The 253-nt window shown below is 54.5% G+C and carries 1 protein-coding gene; it reads left to right on the top strand.

The annotated features are described in order from the left end of the window. Positions 1–253: hypothetical protein (locus tag AC1RPY_RS08075; protein WP_481763166.1), on the top strand; the 253-nt coding region annotated here is incomplete at both ends.

Here is a 253-nt window from a genome sequence, read left to right as displayed (position 1 = left end):
CATCATGACCAAGTTTGTGGTTGCATCATTGCTGTTGCTTTCGCTTGCTGCGTGTGGCCCAGAGCCTGACACTCCGCTTGGTACTATCGTCACTGACGGTCAGTATCGTGTGACGCGTGTCGGTGTGTTCCGAGACGAGCTTGCGTACGATGGCAAGCGCGGCATCTACGAGATTCGCGATGTGGAAACCGGTAAGAAATATGTTGGTATCTCGGGCATCGGCATCTCTGAAGTGGCAGCTCATCAAGCCGGC

The sequence above is a fragment of the Dellaglioa sp. CoH-56-MRSF-12 genome (assembly GCF_056782075.1).
The sequence above is the reverse complement of the archived record's forward strand: the minus strand, read 5'-3'. Positions and strand labels throughout refer to the sequence as shown.